Annotated in this window: 11 protein-coding genes; 8 read left to right on the plus strand and 3 right to left on the minus strand. The window is 57.0% G+C overall.

Annotation, left to right across the window (positions count from 1 at the left end; genetic code table 11):
• Positions 1-100: 100 nt before the first annotated feature.
• Positions 101-1,504: a glutamate--ammonia ligase gene (gene glnA, locus FPL19_RS16885; protein ID WP_150914403.1), complete on the minus strand. Its 1,404-nt coding sequence runs from the start codon at positions 1,502-1,504 to the stop codon at positions 101-103.
• A 449-nt stretch (positions 1,505-1,953) separates the two neighbouring features.
• Between glnA and typA the strand changes: the two genes are divergently transcribed.
• The 5 genes from typA (at position 1,954) to FPL19_RS16910 (ending at position 7,898) form a co-directional block, all read left to right on the plus strand.
• Positions 1,954-3,765, plus strand: a complete 1,812-nt coding sequence (typA, locus tag FPL19_RS16890; protein WP_150914405.1) for a translational GTPase TypA — start codon at positions 1,954-1,956, stop codon at positions 3,763-3,765.
• 107 nt (positions 3,766-3,872) lie between these two features.
• Positions 3,873-4,841 (plus strand): prolyl aminopeptidase, encoded by a 969-nt coding sequence (gene pip, locus FPL19_RS16895; RefSeq protein ID WP_150914407.1) that lies wholly within the window; start codon positions 3,873-3,875, stop codon positions 4,839-4,841.
• Positions 4,842-4,893: 52 nt separating this feature from the next.
• The gene (dtd, locus tag FPL19_RS16900; RefSeq protein ID WP_150914409.1) at positions 4,894-5,343 is read left to right on the plus strand and encodes a D-aminoacyl-tRNA deacylase; all 450 of its coding nucleotides are present in this window, start codon (positions 4,894-4,896) and stop codon (positions 5,341-5,343) included.
• Positions 5,344-5,879: 536 nt separating this feature from the next.
• Positions 5,880-6,905: a porin gene (locus FPL19_RS16905; RefSeq protein ID WP_150914411.1), complete on the plus strand. Its 1,026-nt coding sequence runs from the start codon at positions 5,880-5,882 to the stop codon at positions 6,903-6,905.
• 108 nt (positions 6,906-7,013) lie between these two features.
• The gene (locus tag FPL19_RS16910) at positions 7,014-7,898 is read left to right on the plus strand and encodes a CYTH domain-containing protein (RefSeq protein ID WP_191965310.1); all 885 of its coding nucleotides are present in this window, start codon (positions 7,014-7,016) and stop codon (positions 7,896-7,898) included.
• Here the strand turns inward: FPL19_RS16910 and FPL19_RS16915 are convergent.
• The gene (locus FPL19_RS16915) at positions 7,865-9,043 is read right to left on the minus strand and encodes an ion channel (RefSeq protein WP_150914415.1); all 1,179 of its coding nucleotides are present in this window, start codon (positions 9,041-9,043) and stop codon (positions 7,865-7,867) included. The genes FPL19_RS16910 and FPL19_RS16915 overlap by 34 nt on opposite strands.
• An 81-nt stretch (positions 9,044-9,124) precedes the next feature.
• Here FPL19_RS16915 and glnE point away from each other — a divergent pair, with 81 nt between their 5' ends.
• The 3 genes from glnE to FPL19_RS16930 all read left to right on the plus strand — a co-directional run bounded on the left by glnE (position 9,125) and on the right by FPL19_RS16930 (position 13,764).
• A complete protein-coding gene (gene glnE / locus FPL19_RS16920; RefSeq protein ID WP_150914417.1) occupies positions 9,125-12,046 on the plus strand; it encodes a bifunctional [glutamate--ammonia ligase]-adenylyl-L-tyrosine phosphorylase/[glutamate--ammonia-ligase] adenylyltransferase in 2,922 nt (973 codons plus the stop codon).
• Between the two features lie 68 nt (positions 12,047-12,114).
• Entirely contained in the window at positions 12,115-13,038 is a 924-nt protein-coding gene (locus FPL19_RS16925) for a branched-chain amino acid transaminase (protein WP_150914418.1), read from the plus strand.
• Between the two features lie 6 nt (positions 13,039-13,044).
• Complete coding sequence (locus tag FPL19_RS16930) at positions 13,045-13,764, plus strand: 3-deoxy-D-manno-octulosonic acid kinase (RefSeq protein WP_150914419.1); 720 nt, start codon at positions 13,045-13,047, stop codon at positions 13,762-13,764.
• Here FPL19_RS16930 and FPL19_RS16935 read toward each other — a convergent pair.
• Positions 13,758-14,636, minus strand: coding sequence for a lysophospholipid acyltransferase family protein (locus FPL19_RS16935; protein WP_225314477.1), 879 nt, complete (start codon positions 14,634-14,636; stop codon positions 13,758-13,760). The two genes, FPL19_RS16930 and FPL19_RS16935, sit on opposite strands and share 7 nt — an antisense overlap.
• Between the last annotated feature and the right edge of the window lie 56 nt (positions 14,637-14,692).

Raw genomic sequence — 14,692 nt, forward strand, 5'->3', positions numbered from 1 at the left:
TTTCTTCGATTATCGGTGTGGTGGTGCTGGTTTTCAATCCTGCAATAACAAAAAGCCCCGCACAAGCGGGGCTTCAGACTACAGTTTCCGGCTAAAGCAATTAGCAGGAGTAGTAGAGGTCGAACTCAACCGGATGGGTTGTCATGTTCAGACGCTGAACTTCAGAGCGCTTCAGTTCCACATAACCGGCGATCATGTCTTCGGTGAAGACACCGCCGCGGGTCAGGAACTCGTGGTCCTTCTCGAGCGAGTCCAAGGCTTCTGCCAGGGTCTCTGCAACGGTCGGGATGTTAAGCGCCTCTTCTTTCGGCAGGTCGTACAGGTCCTTGTCCATGGCATCGCCAGGGTGGATCTTGTTCTGGATGCCGTCCAGGCCAGCCATCATCAGGGCAGCGAAGGCCAGGTACGGGTTCGCAGACGGATCCGGGAAGCGTACCTCGATGCGACGTGCCTTGGCGCTGTTTACCCAGGGGATACGGATAGAGGCGGACCGGTTACGGGCAGAGTAGGCCAGCATTACCGGAGCTTCGAAGCCTGGAACCAGACGCTTGTAGGAGTTGGTCGACGCGTTGGTAAAGGCGTTGATCGCAGTCGCGTGCTTGATGACGCCGCCGATGTAGTACAGGGCGGTTTCGCTCAGGCCGGCATAGCTGTCGCCGGCGAATACGTTTTTGCCGTCTTTGGCCAGAGACATATGGACGTGCATACCAGAACCGTTGTCGCCAACCACTGGCTTGGGCATGAAGGTAGCGGTTTTGCCATAAGCGTGAGCCACGTTGTGCACGCAGTACTTGAGGATCTGAACTTCATCCGCTTTCTTGGTCAGGGTGTTGGCGCCAACGCCGATTTCACACTGGCCGGCTGTGCCCACTTCGTGGTGGTGTACTTCGATTTCCAGACCCATGGATTCCATGGCAGCACACATCGCGCCACGCAGGTCGTGCAGGCTGTCTACTGGCGGAACCGGGAAGTAGCCGCCTTTAACGCCAGGGCGGTGACCAATGTTGTTACGCTCGAAGTCGTCGCCGGATACCCAGGCGGCTTCTTCAGAGTGGATTTCGTACATGGCGCCTTGCATGTCGACTTTCCACTTCATGGAGTCGAATACAAAGAACTCGGGCTCAGGGCCGAACAGTGCGCTGTCCGCGATACCGGTAGATTTCAGATATTCTTCCGCGCGACGTGCAACAGAGCGGGGGTCTCGCTCATAGCCCTGCATGGTCGAAGGCTCGACGATGTCGCAGGTCAGGTTGAGGGTGGTTTCCTCGGTGAACGGGTCCAGAACGGAAGTGCTGTCGTCCGGCATAAGAATCATGTCGGATTCGTTGATGCCTTTCCAGCCAGCAATAGACGAGCCGTCGAACATCTTGCCGTCAGCGAAGAAGTCTTCGTCGACTTCAGAGGAAGGCAGGGTCACGTGCTGCTCTTTACCGCGGCTGTCGGTGAATCGAAGGTCGATCCATTTGACTTCGTGTTCTTTGATCAGATCAATCGTTTTGGACATTGTACATGCTCCGTCTGTTATCCCGCCGGGCGGGCCATTTCTGTGTAGATGCGTGCCGGATCGTTCAGCATTACTGAAGCCCGATCTTTTTCAGGTCTGGCAGCTTATCAAAAGCTATCGCCAGTTACCTACAAATTCGGCTGCTGGAATCGAAGCAATAGGCTTGCCAATTTCTGCTACAGGTGTGCTAAGTGCGCCAGAACTGCGCAATCAGAGGGGTTTCGGGCGTTTTTAGAGCGAGCGCACCAATCTGCATCCCGCTTTCGCCCTGTTGTGGTGCGTTAGTTTGGTGCAGATTTGCTGACAATGCACCAATTAAGAGCAAACGGTTTTCCTCTCAGCTTCGTATCATTGTTCATATAAACATCACTCCTATTGCTATATACTGCGCGCCACTTATTTTCACCCCATTTTTCACCCCCGTTGGTGCATTCTGCAGGAATAAAGTTGTGATTGAGAAACTTCGTAATATCGCCATTATCGCCCACGTTGACCATGGCAAGACCACCCTCGTCGACCAGTTGCTGCGTCAGTCCGGCACGCTGGACCGCAAAGAGCTCGAGAGCGAGCGCGTCATGGATTCCAACGACCAGGAAAAGGAAAGGGGCATTACCATCCTGGCCAAGAACACGGCGCTTAAATGGCACGACTACGATATCAACATCGTGGACACCCCCGGCCACGCGGATTTCGGCGGGGAAGTCGAGCGGGTCATGAGCATGGTGGACTGTGTACTGTTGGTAGTTGATTCCATCGACGGCCCCATGCCCCAGACCCGCTTTGTGACACAGAAGGCTTTCGCGGCCGGTTTGCGCCCGATCCTGGTGGTTAACAAGATTGACCGCCCCGGTGCCCGGCCCGACTGGGTTGTGGATCAGGTGTTCGACCTGTTCGATAACCTGGGTGCCACGGACGAGCAGCTGGATTTCCCGATTGTATTCGCCAGCGCCCTGAACGGCATTGCCGGTATGGACCACGAGAAACTGGACGACAACATGGACGCTGTATTTCAGTCCATTGTTGACCATGTGCCAGCCCCGAACGTTGACCCGGACGGCCCGTTCCAGATGCAGATTTCCCAGCTGGATTACAGCAGCTTCCTGGGTGTAATCGGTATCGGACGGATTGCCCGCGGCAAGGTGAAGACCAACTCGCCGGTCACCGCGATTGGTGCCGACGGCAAAAAGCGTAACGGCCGTATCCTCAAGATCATGGGCCATTCCGGACTGCATCGCGTCGAAGTCGATCAAGCTCAGGCGGGCGATATCGTCTGCGTCAGCGGCATGGACTCGCTGTTTATCTCCGATACGCTTTGTGACCAGTCCAATGTTGAGGCTCTTCCTCCGTTGACCGTTGACGAACCCACCGTTTCCATGACCTTCCAGGTGAACGATTCCCCGTTTGCCGGCCGAGAAGGGAAGTTTGTGACCAGTCGGAACATCAAGGAGCGGCTGGAAAAAGAGCTGCTACATAACGTTGCGCTGCGCGTGGAAGAAGGTGAATCGGCGGACAAGTTCAAGGTTTCCGGCCGTGGTGAACTGCACCTGTCGGTACTGATTGAGAATATGCGCCGTGAAAACTTCGAGCTGGCGGTGGGGCGCCCGGAAGTGGTGATCCGCGAGATCGACGGTGTGAAGCAGGAGCCCTACGAAAACGTAATCGTGGATATCGAAGAGCAGCATCAGGGCCCGGTGATGGACCAGATGGGTCTGCGCCGGGGTGATATGACCAACATGGTTCCGGATGGCAAAGGCCGTATGCGCCTGGATTACACCATCCCGGCCCGTGGTCTGATCGGCTTCCGCAACACCTTCCTGACCATGACCTCCGGCAGCGGCATACTGACGTCCACCTTCAGCCATTACGGGCCCATCAAAGTGGGTGACGTGACCAGTCGCCAGAACGGTGTGCTGGTCTCCATGGCCACCGGCACGGCGCTGACCTATTCTCTGGAAACCCTGCAGAGCCGCGGCAAGCTTTTCCTTGACCCGGGCCAGGAAATCTACGAAGGACAGCTTTGTGGGATCCACAGTCGGGAAAACGACCTGGTGGTCAACCCCACCAAGGGTAAGAAGCTCGATAACATGCGCGCTTCCGGCAAAGACGAAGTAATTGCACTGGTGCCGCCCATCAAGCATACCCTTGAGCAGGCACTGGAGTTCATTGACGACGACGAGCTGGTTGAAGTGACGCCCAAGTCACTGCGACTGCGTAAAAAGCTGCTCACTGAAAACGAGCGTAAGCGCGCCAACAAGAAGTAACAGGCAGCCGTTGGCTGACTAATAAAAGGGCAGATCCTGAGAAGGTCTGCCCTTTTTTTGTGCCAGTCAGCTAGACTTTCCTTACATCCTCTTTCACGGAGCGTCTGATGCTGACCCTCTATCCTGAAATCAGTCCCAATGCCCAGCACCGGATTGCGGTGGATCCGCCCCATGAACTTTATATAGAAGAAAGCGGTAACCCGGAGGGGATTCCTGTTCTGGTGGTGCATGGCGGGCCGAGAGGCGGCTGTGAGGATTCGCACCGGCGATTTTTCGATGCCGAGCGCTATCGCATCATTCTGATGGACCAGCGTGGCGCTGGTCGGTCCCGGCCGCTGGCAGAACTTGAAGGAAACACTACCCAGGCGTTGGTTGCGGATATGGAAGTGGTGCGCAATTTTCTGGGCATTGATCGATGGATCCTGTTTGGCGGAAGTTGGGGCTCGACACTTTCACTGGTTTACGCTCAGGCTCACCCGGAGCATGTGTCTGGCCTGGTGCTCAGGGGTATATTTCTGTGCCGGCCCCAGGACATCCAGTGGTTCTATCAGCACGGTGCCAGCCGCGTTTTCCCGGACTACTGGCAGGATTTCCTGGCGCAGATTCCTGAGGACGAGCAGGGTGACTTGGTAAGCGCCTATTACCGCAGGCTGACCAGCGCCAATGATCTGGAACAGATTCAGGCAGCCAAAGCGTGGTCAATCTGGGAAGGTCGCTGTGCCACGCTTCATCCCAATCCCCGGGTGGTGGAGCACTTCGGTCATCCGCATGTGGCAATCGCCCTGGCGCGGATTGAATGCCATTACTTTATGAACCACTCCTTTCTTGCGCCGGATCAGATCATCCGTGATGCGGGAAAACTCAGGGATATCCCCGGAATCATCGTTCACGGGCGCTACGATATGGTCTGCCCGTTGGATAATGCCCTCGCACTCAGCAAGGCCTGGCCCGAAGCGGATCTCAGAATCATCCGCGACGCGGGCCATTCCGCTTCAGAGCCCGCCATTGTGGATGCGCTGATGCGTGCGGTGGACGAAATTGCCGAGCGGGCCGAAGACCTTGCGAACCCGGATTGACGGGGATAGACTTCGTTGAGTTTTGCACACGCTCCGTTCTTTAAGGGTATTGATGAAAGGGCTTATCCAGAGAGTCAGCGATGCCAGTGTTACCGTTGACGGTGCCCGAATAAGTCAGATCGGGCAGGGAATGCTGCTCTTCCTCGGTGTTGAAAAACAGGACGACGCCGACAGCGCCAAGCGCCTGTGTCAGCGTGTGACCCGTTATCGTATTTTCCCCGATGAGTCCGGCCGGATGAATCACAGTGTCGCCGATGCGGCAGGTTCACTGCTGGTGGTTCCCCAGTTCACGCTGGCGGCGGATACCCGGTCCGGAAACCGTCCGGGTTTCTCGGTCGCCGCCGATCCTGAGAAAGCGCAGTCCCTCTACAAAGCATTTGTCGAAGAGGCCCGGTCAATTCTGGGTTCCGCTAATGTCGCGACAGGCGAATTCGGGGCCGACATGCAGGTTTCGCTGACGAACTGCGGGCCAGTCACTTTTCTGCTGGAGACCGCCAAGTGATACGATGGTCGAATACTTGCCCTTCGATGATGCGCTATAGTGGGCCCTGTCCGGTTGTGGTGCGCGAGGCGCAGTTTTACCGGAACGAAAAAACGAGAATAAAAAGAACATTGCCAGCAATTCATTGTTTATTAACAAATTAATGCTTATTGGCCTCAGATTTGAAGGGTTTTCCTTTAAGCTGAGTGTTCGGAGTCAAACGAGCAGTGTTGTCATAAAACGTTGCATTATTGCTTCAAAATGAGCTAAAAAGAGTTCAACGGAAGTTTGCAATAACGACTTTCCTGTATTAAAAAGAAGCAAATGCAGTTTGTGAACAACAATCTGTAAGTGATTGAAGGGAAAAGACGCTCTGCGTTCATTACCTGACAATAGAATGAAGAACACAAAAACGAAAAGTCTGGTGAATGGCGTGTCATAAAATTGTCACGCTCTTTGCACAGGATAGGGTTCAACCAGTTCGCCTGGTGAAATCTGAAGACCGGGAATATAACCCGTCGCTAAAACCTGAGTTAACTCAAAAAGGAAGACGCAACATGAAAAAAACGCTCCTCGCTTCTGCAATCGCTGCCGCGACCTTCTCCGGTGCTGTTGCTGCCCAAGACAGCAACATGCCGAGCTTCTACGGCAACATTCAGTATGTATATACCTACTCTGACAGCGACGTAAACGGCGCTGCCGGCGAGCACGCTGACAACGGCACAACCGTTGGTCTGACGCACAGCCACGCCATCACTTCAGGCATCGAAGGCTTCATGAAGATCGAGCTGGAAGTGGCTTCTGCCGAAGAGAAGGGCGCTGGTAACGGCCTGGTGGATCTGGACGAGGCGTACATCGGTGTTAAAGGCGACAGCTTCGGCCAGGTATGGATTGGTTCAGACGACTCCATCTACGAAACTCAGCTGGGTGACTATGGCAACTGGGTATTCGAATACGCAGGCTTGAATCCCTATGCCAGTGCAACCACGGGTGAGGGCGATCTGCTCCAGTACATGTCGCCAAGCTTCGGTGGCCTGACCCTGATGGGTGCGGTTCAGGTAAACGGTGAAGGCGAAGGCTTCGCTGAAGAGTCCTATCCCTACCAGTTGGGTGCGACCTACAGCATGGGCGGCCTGACAGCGTCGCTGATTATGGACTCCAACGACGGTGACAGCACCTACAGCGGCGGACCTGGATCCCCCGATTTCAGCAATGAGAACAGCTACGGTGTTGCATTTGAATACACCATCGACGCGCTGGTTCTGGATGCGTATTACGACATGCGTTCAGCTGCAGACGGCGCAACTGACAACGGTGACTTCACCTTTGACGGAAGCGAAGGCCGTAGTCAGATCGGTGTAATGGGTACCTACAACCTGGGACCGAACACCTTCCGCCTGGCCTACGAGATGGCTGAAACTGATGCCGAAGGCCTTGAGGTTGACGTGCTGACCATTCAGGCGCTGCACAACGTGTCCAGCAACCTGTATGTCTACACTGAGCTGGCTCAGCGCAACAACGAAAACGGTGCGGCTGAAGAAGAAATCAACCAGATCAACGTTGGTGGTGTTTACTACTTCTGATCTCTGAATCGGAATAAAGTAAGCTGAAAACCGGCTCCCTTGGGAGCCGGTTTTTTTATGCCTTTTTGAAAAGGCAAAACCCATTGATCAGAAAGGAACGGAATGCCAATGGCAGACGATGCAAACGTCGAGCTTGAAATCAAACTGGCGTTGGAGCCTGACGCCCTCGCCAGGGCGCGGAAACTGCTGGTGAGTCAGTCTGGTGAAGCCGGGGCTGAGCCAGTGACGCTCCGGAACATCTACTTTGATACAGCCGATTCTGCCCTCAACCAGCAGCGTATGGCTCTGCGCGTGCGCCAGAAAGGCTCGCGTTTTATCCAGACGCTGAAAACCCAGGGCGAGTTTGTTGATGGCGGGCATCGCCGGCTAGAGTGGGAGTGGCCGCTTGAATCAGCAGAGCTGGACCGGTCACTGCTCGAAAAAACGCCGCTGGCGGACCAGACGGACCTTGGCCGTTTGCGGCCTGTGTTTGAGACTAACTTTGAACGGCAGGTGGTGATGGTGAAGGAATCCGAAGCCGGTGGTGAAACCCTGGTGGAGGTGGCCATTGATCAGGGTCGAATACTTAGTGGGGAGCGATCAATCCCCTTGTGCGAAGCCGAATTCGAGCTCAAGTCAGGAAATCCAGCGGTCTTGAGGCAGTTGGCTGTGCGGCTCGCCGAATCAGTACCGGTATTTCTGAACGTACTGAGCAAAGCTGAACAGGGCTATTACCTGGCAGGGATTCTGTTTCCGGAGCCGGATTTGGCTGCGACGCCGGACGTCTACAAGTTTTTTCGCTGTCTGAGTGCCTGCTGGTTGCGGCAAGTGCCTTTCCCAGACAAGGGTGCGGACTTCTCGTTGATCCGCAGCGCAGCGCAGTCCACCGGGGTCTCAGAGGAGCTGGAGCAGCTTCTGGGTATGCTGCTGGCGGGGCAGTCAGTCAACTCACTGATCAGCAATGGTCTGCTTGGGCGCGTTCAGCTGGCGCTTGCCGGTGTTTCACCGGACTGATCCTTTGCGGCCTGCTCATCCTGCAAGGCGTGCCATTTCCGGATGAACTCCCGGTAGTGCGCCAGCGCTTCTTCTACCACTTCAACGGTGGGCGTATCGATGGATTTGACCAGTACAATCAGTCCTTTGCCCTCGATTCCTTTGTCGGTAGGAGGGTGACAGACAACCTCATTGTTGTCGTCAATATACGCCAGCGCGGTTCCTATGCCATGGCGTATCAGGGCGCTGACAATGTCGGCCCAGGAAAGGTCATCAAGCTCGATATCATAGCGATGAGGATGGTCGTGCTCATAGTTGAACAGGTCCTCCAGTACTTTTTCCGATCCCGGGGCGACCACCGACCGCACCATGATCTCGGGATAGGTACGGACCGGCCGAATGATGGTTCTTACCCCCAGTGCCTGGAACCGGGCCCGGTTCTCGTCCCTGACGCACTCCACTGTGGCATGGTAGCCAAGATTTGACTCGCTCAGTCTGTGGGCAATATCAAACGTCAGGCTATCCGAGGTCGGATCAGCCTCATCCGCAGCAAGTACGATAATGTGGCGTGCACCGCCCACATGGACGGCTTTGAGAGCCGCCGGGTCGCTGCCTGAGCCATGGAAGTGCACCAGTCCGGTATCGGACAGTTCTGTCGGCAGGCCGTTGGGGAAGTTCTGGGTCAGAATCATGATCGGAATGGCTTCATAGCCAGGTATCGCTCTGACCTGTGACGCAAAGCGCGCAAAATACTGCTCGCCCCCGGTCTGGGGCGTGTTGATGATTACGATATGGTCCTGCATTTTATATATCCAGCGTCCGGTTAATATGCGTTCCCGGCGGTAAAACCGGTATTCGATGTAGTCGCTGACGATCAGTGTCATCACGGTAATGGCAGAGACGAACATCAGTGCGATGGTGCTGAGCCGTCCAATGGTGGTTTCCGGTGCGAAATCACCGTAGCCCACCGTGACCAGCGTCGTCATGGTCATCCAGGCGGATTCGAAAAAGGTGAGGTCCTCAACGCTCCAGATCAGCAGAACCTGGAAGAGCAGAAGCCCGGCAAGAATGGCGAACAGCCGCTGGATCCGCGCCCGGATCATGCCAGCCATCGGCAGATGCGAAAGCTGGTGTTCCGGATTCAGCGGCTTGCGGTATCTCGGCATGTAAGTCCCCGGAGCGGTTCAGTCGGCGCGGTGTTCGGTATACAGTACGGGAAATATAACAGAGACACAGGGGTTTGCATTATGTCCGAGCCGTGGCGCGCTTTACCACAACCGCTGGCGGACGAGGTTGCCGGCATCTGGCCATCGGTTTTTCCCGCCGGTGTTCCCGATTTTCTGGCGGAGAAGGGCGGCATTTCCGAGGCCGACGCCGCACAGGCTCTCGCACGCAGTGTTTTCCTTCGGCGCACCATCGAGGCTCATCCGGAACGCGTCGAGGCCCTTTGCGTTTCCTTGCCCTTAACCGAGCGCACCACCGAGGGCTATCTGCGCCAGCGTTGGGGCGAATTCCTGGGTGCCGTCACCAGCGAGACCGAACTTCAGGCCGCCTTGCGCCAGTTCCGGATGGAAACCCAGTTCCGCATTATCTGGCGGGATCTGATGCGCTGGTCTGATCTGGCGGAGACCATGGCGGCTACTAGTGATTTTGCCGATGTGTGCCTGCAGGGCGCACTGGATTGGCTCTACGAGGACTGCTGCGGCCAGTACGGCACGCCCTGGGGTGTGAATCCGGCGACCGGCAGGGAAGAAGCGCAGCCTTTGATTGTGCTGGGTATGGGCAAGCTCGGGGGCCATGAGTTGAACGTGTCTTCCGATATCGACCTCATTTTTGCTTATCCGGGTAAGGGCGAAACACGGGGCGCCCGCCGCGCCATTGATAACCAGCAGTTCTTTACCCGACTGGGCCAGCGGCTGATTCAGGCGCTGGATCAGATTACCGCCGATGGCTTCGTGTTCCGGGTTGATATGAGATTGCGGCCTTATGGTCAGAGCGGCGCTCTGGCCCTGAGTTTTGCTGCGCTGGAAACCTATTACCAGGACCAGGGGCGGGACTGGGAACGCTACGCCATGGTCAAGGCCCGGGTGGTGGCCGGTGACCAGCAGGCTGGGCAGGTGCTGATGGACAGCCTGAAGCCTTTTGTCTATCGCAAATACATTGATTTCAGTGCCTTCGAATCCCTGCGCAGCATGAAGTCCATGATCAGCCGTGAAGTCCGGCGCAGGGGACTGGAAAACAACATCAAGCTCGGTAGTGGTGGTATTCGTGAAATCGAGTTTGTGGTGCAGGCGTTTCAGCTGATCCGGGGTGGCCGCGACCGGGAGCTGCAGCAGCGGGAACTGCTGACGATTCTGCGGGAACTTGAGGCGCTGGAACTGTTGCCATCGGTGGTGGTGAACGAACTTGCGGCCGCCTATACCTTCCTGCGAAACCTTGAACATGCGCTGCAGGGTATGGAGGACAAACAGACACAGTTGCTACCGGACAACGATGCCGACAGGGCGCGGGTAGCATTGATTATGGGCTATGACGACTGGCCGGCCTGTCAGGAAGCCCTGGATGGTCATCGACAGCGGGTTGCGACCCATTTTGCCGATATCATTGCCACAGAAGAGGAGGATGGCGACCGAGTCGATATTGACGAGGAATGGCAGGAACTCTGGATGGGAGAGATGGACGAGGAGGCCGCTATCAGCTGGCTGGCGGAGCATCAGTTCGAGTCTCCTGAATCCAGCTACCGGGAACTGGACACGCTGCGAAGCTCCCGCACCGTGCAGTCTCTCCAGACCCAGGGGCGCCAGCGCCTGAACCGCTTCATGCCGGTGTTGCTGGAAGCGCTCTGTCACGTTGATGAACCCTCCCAGACGCTGAGTCGGGTGCTGCAACTGGTGGAGGCTATCCTCCGTCGTACCGCTTATATGGTTCTGTTGCTGGAAAACCCCGGTGCACGGGCACAGCTGGTGAAGCTTTGCAGCGAGAGTCCCTGGATTGCCACTCAGCTTGCGGAAACCCCGTTGCTGCTGGATGAACTGCTGAACGCTGAAAGTCTGTACAAGCCGCCGGCGAAGGAAGAACTGCGGGACGACCTCCGGCAACAGATGCTGCGTATTCCGTTCGAGGATCTGGAAGAGCAGATGGATACCCTGCGGCACTTCAAGAAGGCGCATATCTTGCGGGTGGCGGCGTCAGAGCTGCGCGGCACGCTGCCACTGATGAAGGTAAGCGATTACCTCACCTGGATTGCCGAGGTGGTTCTGGATCATGTGGTGGACGTGGCTTTTGCCAACCTGATCAGCCGCCATGGCTATCCCGGGCGAAAGGAGGGTGCTGCAGAAGACACGGATTTTGCGGTGATTGGCTATGGCAAGCTGGGGGGGATCGAGCTTGGCTATACGTCGGATCTGGACCTGGTGTTTATCCATGGCGGCGACCCCGAACGTTCGACCGACGGTGAAAAGCCCATCGACAACGCGATTTTTTTTACCCGTCTGGGGCAGCGCATCGTTCATATCCTGAATACCCAGACCCCCGCCGGGCAGCTCTACGAGGTGGATATGCGCCTGCGGCCTTCGGGCAATTCGGGTCTGCTTGTCAGCACCCTAACCGCCTTTGAGAAGTATCAGCAAAGCGATGCCTGGACCTGGGAGCATCAGGCTCTGGCTCGAGCTCGGGGAGTGGCCGGTTCCGCCGATACGCGGAAAGCCTTTGAGGCGATCCGCCACTCGATCCTGTGCCAGCCCAGAGACCGCCAGGCACTGCGCGAGGAGGTGATCGCCATGCGTGAGAAGATGCGCTCCGCGCTGGGTACCTCGGCAAGGTCCGGCCAGGCGCCGGAGGTGTTTCACGTCAAGCATGACAATGGCGGGATCATTGATATCGAATTCATGGTCCAGTACCTGATGCTTGCCTATTCCTCGGAGTTTCCGGAACTGACCCGTTATTCCGATAATATCCGGCAAATGGAAGAGTTGGGGCACGTGGGCGTGATCCCGGTGGAGGATGCCCAGGGATTGCGGGAAGCCTACATCACCTTGCGTTCGACCATTCATCGCCGGGCGTTGCAGAACCTCAACAGTCAGGTGGCGGAGGACGCTTTCCGGGAGGAGCGTGCCTACATTCAGGCCATGTGGAACCGTGTGATGTTGGACGACCCCGGCTCCTCGTAGCCCTTCGTACCCATGATTTTTCCTGCTAGAATGCCGGATTCCGTTAAGCGCGCTTAGGAGCAAGAACAATGTCGATGGCTGATCGTGATGGCCTGATCTGGATGGATGGCGAGATGATCCCCTGGCGGGACGCCAAAACCCATGTGCTGACGCACACCCTGCATTACGGACTGGGCTGCTTCGAGGGCGTGCGCGCCTACAGCACTCCCGAAGGTGCGGCGATTTTCCGGCTGCAGGATCACACAGACCGCCTGTTCCGCTCCGCCCATATTCTGAACATGAAGATGCCCTTTACCAAAGAGCAGCTGAATGCGGCCCAATGCGCCGCCGTGAAGGAAAACGGGTTGGACGAAGCCTACCTTCGCCCTATGGTGTTTTACGGATCCGAAGGCATGGGTCTGCGTGCCGATAACCTGCAGGTGCACGTCATGGTCGCGGCCTGGAGCTGGCCGTCCTATATGTCCCCCGAAGCCAAGGAGATGGGCATCAAGGTTCGCACCTCTTCCTACACCCGCCATCACGTGAATATCACCATGTGTAAGGCCAAAGCCAACGGCAACTACATCAACTCCATGCTGGCGCTGAACGAGGCCATCGCCAGTGGCTGCGAGGAAGCGCTGCTGCTGGACAACGAAGGCTATGTGGCAGAAGGGTCCGGCGAGAACATTTTCGTGCTGCGTAACGGCGTACTGCATACACCCGAGCTCACCTCCTGCCTGGAGGGCATTACCCGCCAGACCATTCTCGACTTTGCGGCAGAGCTGAATGTGCCGGTGCGCGAGCGCAGGATCACCCGTGATGAAATCTACATCGCCGACGAAGCTTTCTTCACGGGCACTGCGGCCGAAGTGCTGCCGATTCGTGAACTGGATGGCCGGGTGATCGGCGCCGGCAAGCGCGGCCCGCTGACGGAAAAACTGCAGGGCATGTATTTTGATGCGGTGAAGGGCAAGTCGCCCGGGCACAGCCGCTGGCTGACGCAGGTCAACTAAAGTCCCGTGGGGAACGGCTACGAAAGACATCTGAGGGCCGGCGGGGGCTATCTTGTCGCCCGGTCTTTCGGTGAGATTTTCCGGGAGGACTGGTTTGATCCGGGTTTCTGGGGCGACCGCGCTTCGCCTGTTACCACGGGTGGCCGCGGTTCGGCCTGGTTTATTCGGTCGGAGGTCGGCGATCTGGTGCTTCGGCACTTCTGCCGGGGCGGCATTCCGGGGCGGTTTATCCGCCGCGATTATGTGTTCACCGGGCGAGATGCCGTCCGCTCCGTAGCTGAATTCCGCTTGCTGCATGAGCTTTTCCATCGGAATTTTCCGGTACCGGAGCCCGTCGCGGCCGGTTTCAGCCGGCGCGCTCTTCTGCTATACCGGGCTGCACTGATCATCCGCCGCATTCCCGATGCAACACCTCTCTCTGATTTCACCGATCTTGCTCACAGGCAAACATGGCGCGAGGCCGGCGGTTGTGTGCGCCGGTTTCACGATGCCGGCGTATTTCACGCGGATCTTAACTGCATGAATATTCTGGTTGCGGATCAGGTCTATCTGATTGATTTTGACCGCGGCCGGATAATGCCTGGTCAAAGTAATGATGCCTGGAAAGCCGCCAACATCAGCCGCCTTGAACGTTCGGTCAACAAACTTCTGGCTGGAGTGGAGCCGGGGTCAAGGGAAGCGCTCTGGCAGGCGTTTCTGGACGGTTACAACCGGACCGATCAGTAGACGGATTTTTCCCCGGGGGCGGTGCGACGGAAGCGTTTGTACTCCCACTGATACTGAGCAGGTACGTCTGCAATGCAATTTTCCACCGATTGGTTCAGGGCGGTCAGGGATTCGGTCATATCCCTGGACGCCATGGCAGGTCCTACCTCACGAATGACGATCCTGAACCCCCGGCCATCGGGCAGCCTCTGGGCGTAGGTCACCAGAGGTCTCGCTCCGGTTTTGTGCACCAGCTTCGAAGCCAGGGTCATGGTAATGGCGGGGATGCCAAAGAAGGGTGCAAATTCACCGCCTTCCCGTCGAGGTGTCTGGTCCGGCAGGATGCCCACAACGCCACCCTCGCGCAGGATGCTGAACAGCCGCATGATGCCGCGCCGGTCGGTGGCGACCAGCTCTGAACCACTGCGGCTTCGCACAGACTTCATGTAGGCCTCGAAACCAGGCTGGTTGGGCGGGCTGTAAAGCGCCGCCATGCTGTAGCGGGACGCAAAGAAAAGCCCTGCCAGTTCCCAGTTTCCCAGGTGGGGCGCCAGCAGCAACAGACCCTGTTTGCCGGCCTTGTACTCTTCGAGCAGTTCCTCCCCTTCGATTTCCCGGATCAGCCCAAGACAACGTTCAACCGGCCACTCCCACATCAGGGGAATCTCCAGGGCGGTGGCGCCGGTTTCCTGAAAACTCCGGCGGCCAAGGGCTTCCACTTCGTCGGGGTTGAGGTCCGGGTAGCAGGCAAGCAGGTTTTTGCGAGTGGTATCCACGGAACGCCCGCCCAGCTTCCAGGCAGCCGTACCCAGCAGGCGGCCGAGGCGCTGAGCGCTTTTCAGGCTGAGCAGTGACAGTATTCGGAATGCCAGTCTGATGAGTTTGCCGGTCACAAAAACCATCCAGTCGGGAGGTAACAGGGCCGAAAAAAGTACCATTGTCGTCAAAC

Origin of the sequence: Marinobacter halotolerans, assembly GCF_008795985.1 — a bacterium.
Lineage (GTDB): Bacteria > Pseudomonadota > Gammaproteobacteria > Pseudomonadales > Oleiphilaceae > Marinobacter > Marinobacter halotolerans.

Coding starts and splice junctions, on each gene's coding strand:
- glnA (WP_150914403.1), bottom strand. CDS start 1,504: ATGTCCAAAACGATTGATCTGATCAAAGAACACGAAGTCAAATGGATC.
- pip (WP_150914407.1), top strand. CDS start 3,873: ATGCTGACCCTCTATCCTGAAATCAGTCCCAATGCCCAGCACCGGATT.
- dtd (WP_150914409.1), top strand. CDS start 4,894: ATGAAAGGGCTTATCCAGAGAGTCAGCGATGCCAGTGTTACCGTTGAC.
- FPL19_RS16905 (WP_150914411.1), top strand. CDS start 5,880: ATGAAAAAAACGCTCCTCGCTTCTGCAATCGCTGCCGCGACCTTCTCC.
- FPL19_RS16910 (WP_191965310.1), top strand. CDS start 7,014: ATGGCAGACGATGCAAACGTCGAGCTTGAAATCAAACTGGCGTTGGAG.
- FPL19_RS16915 (WP_150914415.1), bottom strand. CDS start 9,043: ATGCCGAGATACCGCAAGCCGCTGAATCCGGAACACCAGCTTTCGCAT.
- glnE (WP_150914417.1), top strand. CDS start 9,125: ATGTCCGAGCCGTGGCGCGCTTTACCACAACCGCTGGCGGACGAGGTT.
- FPL19_RS16925 (WP_150914418.1), top strand. CDS start 12,115: ATGTCGATGGCTGATCGTGATGGCCTGATCTGGATGGATGGCGAGATG.